Here is a 3,838-nt window from a genome sequence, read left to right on the forward strand (position 1 = left end):
GCAGTGCGAACTCGCACCAGACGGCCTTGCCGCCGCCCGGGGTGCGGCGGCAGCCCCAGCTGGAGCTGATGGTGGCCACGATGGCGATGCCCCTCCCCGACTCGTCGCCGGGTTCGGCGCGGCGGCGGCGCGGGAGGTGGTCGTCGGCGTCGGTGACCTCGACGATCAGGCGGCGGTCGGTGCGGCGCAGCCGCAGGCGCATCGGGGGGATGCCGTGCTGGAGCGAGTTGGCGACCAGTTCGCTGGCCGCCAGCACTCCCAGGTCGCAGAGCTCCGGCGGGAACCGCCAGCTGGTGAGGACGCCCGAGGTGAAGGCACGGGCGTGCGGGGCGGCCTCGGCGCCGCCCAGGAGTTCCAGCTCGGCGTTGCGGAAGAGGTCGGCCTCGGCGCCCGTGCGCTCGGGGTGCTGGAGGACGAGCACCGCCACGTCGTCGTCGTGGTCGGCGGTGACGCCCGCGGAGCGCATCAGGCGGTCACAGATCACCTGGGGGCTTCCGCCGGCGCCCGCGAGGGCCCGCTCCAGCGCGGTGATGCCCTCGTCGAGGTCCTTGTCGCGCCGCTCGACGAGGCCGTCGGTGTAGAGGACGGCCGTCGAACCCGGGGTCAGCGCCACCGACGCGGAGCCGTGCACCCAGCCGCCGGCGCCGAGCGGCGGGCCCGTGGGCTCCTCCGTGCGGACGACCTCGCCGCTCGCGTCACGGACCAGGATCGGCAGGTGGCCGGCCGAGGCGTAGACCAGGCGGCCCTCGTTGGGGTCGTGCACCGCGTAGACGCAGGTGGCGATCTGGTTGGCGTCGATCTCGGAGGCCAGGCCGTCCAGCAGCTGGAGCACCTCGTGCGGCGGGAGGTCGAGGCGGGCGTAGGCGCGGACCGCCGTGCGCAGCTGGCCCATCACCGCGGCGGCGCGGACGCCGCGGCCCATTACGTCGCCGATGACCAGTGCCGTACGGCCGCCGCCGAGGGTGATCACGTCGTACCAGTCCCCGCCGACCGCTGCCTCGGTGCCGCCGGGGTGGTAGGTGGCGGCGATGCGCAGGTCGTCCGGCTGCTCCAGCTCCTGCGGGAGCAGGGAGCGCTGGAGGGTCACCGCGGTCTCGCGCTGCCGGCGCTCGCTGGCGCGCAGCCGCTCGGCGGCCTCGGCGTGGTCGGTGACGTCGGCGGCGAAGATCAGCACGCCGCCGTGCCGCTCGCCCGCCACGTCGACGGGGGTGCAGGTGAAGGTGTAGCAGTGGCCGTCGGGGGCCTTGCGGGACTTCAGGGTGCGCGGGCGGCCGCTGCGCAGGACCTGGTCGAGGAGCGGGAGCAGGCCGATCTCGACGAGTTCCGGGAGGCCGTCACGGGCAGGTTCCCCCGGGCCGCGGGGCCCGAAGGCGGCGGTGTAGGCGGCGTTCACGTAGGCGACGCGGTGATCCGTGCCGTGGACCAGGGCGACGAGGGCGGGGACGCGGTCCAGGACGTCGTGGACGGCGAGGTCCTCGACGGCGGTGGCGCCGGGGCGGCGCGGACCGCCGGGCCGTTCGGCCCGGGCGGCGGGGACGGAGCCGTCGGCCCGTCGGGCCGGGGCACCACCGTCCGGGGTTCCTCGGTCCTGGGCCCCTCGGTCCGGGGAAGGGCTTGTTCCCGCCCGCGCTGCGGCGCGGCGCTGCGTTCCGGGGAGCCGGGCGCTCCAGCGCGTGAAGTTCACGAATCCTTGCCTCGGGTTGTCGTCTCCGGCCTGCTCCGGAATGCGGCCGGTTCGACGGCCGCCGCGGACGGTGGATAAGTGTGGCAGTCCCGGAGCGGTCCGGGGCGGTTTGCACCGACATCCGTTGGACGCCTGGCGCGTTTGCGGAGTTCCTCCGTCCGGTCAGATGGACCCGTTCGGGTCGTCCGACGGGCCGTCGGAATGCTTTCCACCGACGGCCCGTTCGAACTCCGCTCGGGGATGCTCCAGCGAGCCGAGGGAGACGATCTCGCGGGCGAAGAGACCGGCGAGGGTCCATTCGGCGAGCACCCGCGCCTTGCGGTTGAGGGTGGGCAGACGGCCCAGGTGGTAGGCGCGGTGCAGCAGCCAGGCGGCGCGGCCGGTGAGCCGTCGCCCGCGGAGCTGGGCGACGCCTTTGCGCAGGCCGAGGGAGGCGACCGCGCCGAGATGGGTGTGGGCGTAGCTCTCCGGGGGCTCGCCCCGCAGGCTGCGCACCAGGTTGTCACCGAGGACCCGGGCCTGGCGGACCGCGTGCTGGGCGTTGGGGGCCACGGTCGCGCCCGGCGTGGCGGCGGTGATGTCGGGGACCGCGGCCGCGTCGCCGGCCGCCCAGGCGTGCGGAGCGCCCTCGACGGCGAGGTGTGCGGTGCAGCGCAGGCGACCCTGGCCGTCCAGCGGCAGACCGGTGGCGGCGAGCAGCGGGGAGGGACGCACACCGGTGGTCCACACGAGGGTGCGCGCGGGCAGCCGCGCGCCGTCGTCGAGCACCACGACACGGTTGGTGCAGGAACGCAACCGGGTGGACAGCCGCACGTCCACGCTGCGGCGGCGCAGCTGGCTGAGGGCGTACCGGGCGAGGCGTGCGTCGACCTCGGGGAGGATCCGGTCGGACGCCTCGACCAGGACCCAGCGCAGGTCCTCGGGGGCGATGGTGTTGTAGTGCCGGACCGCGTACCGCGCCATGTCCTCCAGTTCGGCGAGCGCCTCCACGCCGGCGTAGCCGGCCCCCACGAAGACGAAGGTCAGGGCGGCCTCGCGGACCGCGGGGTCGCGGGTGGAGGCGGCGATGTCCAGCTGCTCCAGCACGTGGTTGCGCAGCCCGATGGCCTCCTCCACGGTCCGGAAGCCGATGCCGTGGTCGGCCAGGCCGGGCACCGGGAGGGTGCGGGAGACCGAACCGGGGGCGAGGACCAGTTCGTCGTACCCGATCGACTCGCCGCCGGGTGCGGACGGGTTGCGGGCGGCCCGCTCACCGGAGGCGGCGGTGGTGTACCGGGCGAGGCGCCGGCCGTGGTCGATGCCCGTGACCTCGCCGACGATCACCCGGCAGTCGCCGAGGACGCGGCGCAGCGGCACCACCACGTGGCGGGGGGAGATCGACCCGGCGGCGGCCTCGGGGAGGAACGGCTGGTACGTCATGTACGGATCGGCCGTCACCAGGACGACCTCCACGGCGCCGGACCGGAGCTCCGGACGCAGGCGTCGCTGCAGCCGCAGGGCCGTGTTCATGCCGACACAGCCGCCGCCCACCACCAGCACCCGGGTGCGCTCCTTCACCTTCACCCTCCCATGACGCACCCCGTTCCGGACTTTGTCCACAGCCTTGGCAATTCATGTGACCGGTGGCCGGTCCCGGCCACCGGCGGCGGGGCCGCGGCGGCGTAAGCGGAATGCGCAGGTAGGAGGGGAAGCGGGGGCTCACAAACGGTGTGCGGTCGGGCCTGGCGCGCCCTGTACTCCATTCGTGCGGACCCGCACCCGGAACGGGGCTCTTCTGAATTGACGCCCACTCAACTATGTTCGTCTTGCGTCGGGGTGTGGGGGGATGCGCGGTTCGGTTGCGCGTCGGGCGGGTTTCGGTACACCTGCCGTCCCCCGTGGCCCGGCCTTCCAAGGTGGGGAGTCTCCGGGGGGAGACGCATGAACCGGGGGGATCGGAAAATGCAGACGCAGGAATCTCACTGGCCGTCCGCGCCCGTGGCGCGGGCGGTCTCGGCGCCGGTCACCGCGACGGTGAGCGGCACCGGCGGCGGAACGGCGCACGCGACCGCTCGCGGGATGCGCACGACGCCGTTGCGCGTCGACGCCCAGCGGAACCTCGAGCACGTGCTGCGCGCGGCCCGCGAGGTCTTCGGAGAGCTTGGCTACGGGGCG

At 74.5% G+C, this 3,838-nt stretch carries 2 protein-coding genes and 1 pseudogene; 1 reads left to right on the top strand and 2 read right to left on the bottom strand.

Going from position 1 to position 3,838, the window contains the following annotated elements; all coding sequences use genetic code 11:
* On the bottom strand, window positions 1-1,684 hold a 1,684-nt coding region (locus tag HW445_RS21655), incomplete at its 3' end, for a SpoIIE family protein phosphatase (protein WP_180222640.1).
* Window positions 1,685-1,846: 162 nt separating this feature from the next.
* Entirely contained in the window at window positions 1,847-3,193 is a 1,347-nt protein-coding gene (locus HW445_RS21660; protein ID WP_218957253.1) for an FAD-dependent oxidoreductase, read from the bottom strand.
* Window positions 3,194-3,625: 432 nt separating this feature from the next.
* Here HW445_RS21660 and HW445_RS21665 point away from each other — a divergent pair.
* Window positions 3,626-3,838, top strand: a pseudogene (locus HW445_RS21665) (TetR/AcrR family transcriptional regulator); the annotation flags it as partial.

The organism is Streptomyces sp. UH6, assembly GCF_013421635.1.
Lineage (GTDB): Bacteria > Actinomycetota > Actinomycetes > Streptomycetales > Streptomycetaceae > Streptomyces > Streptomyces abyssomicinicus.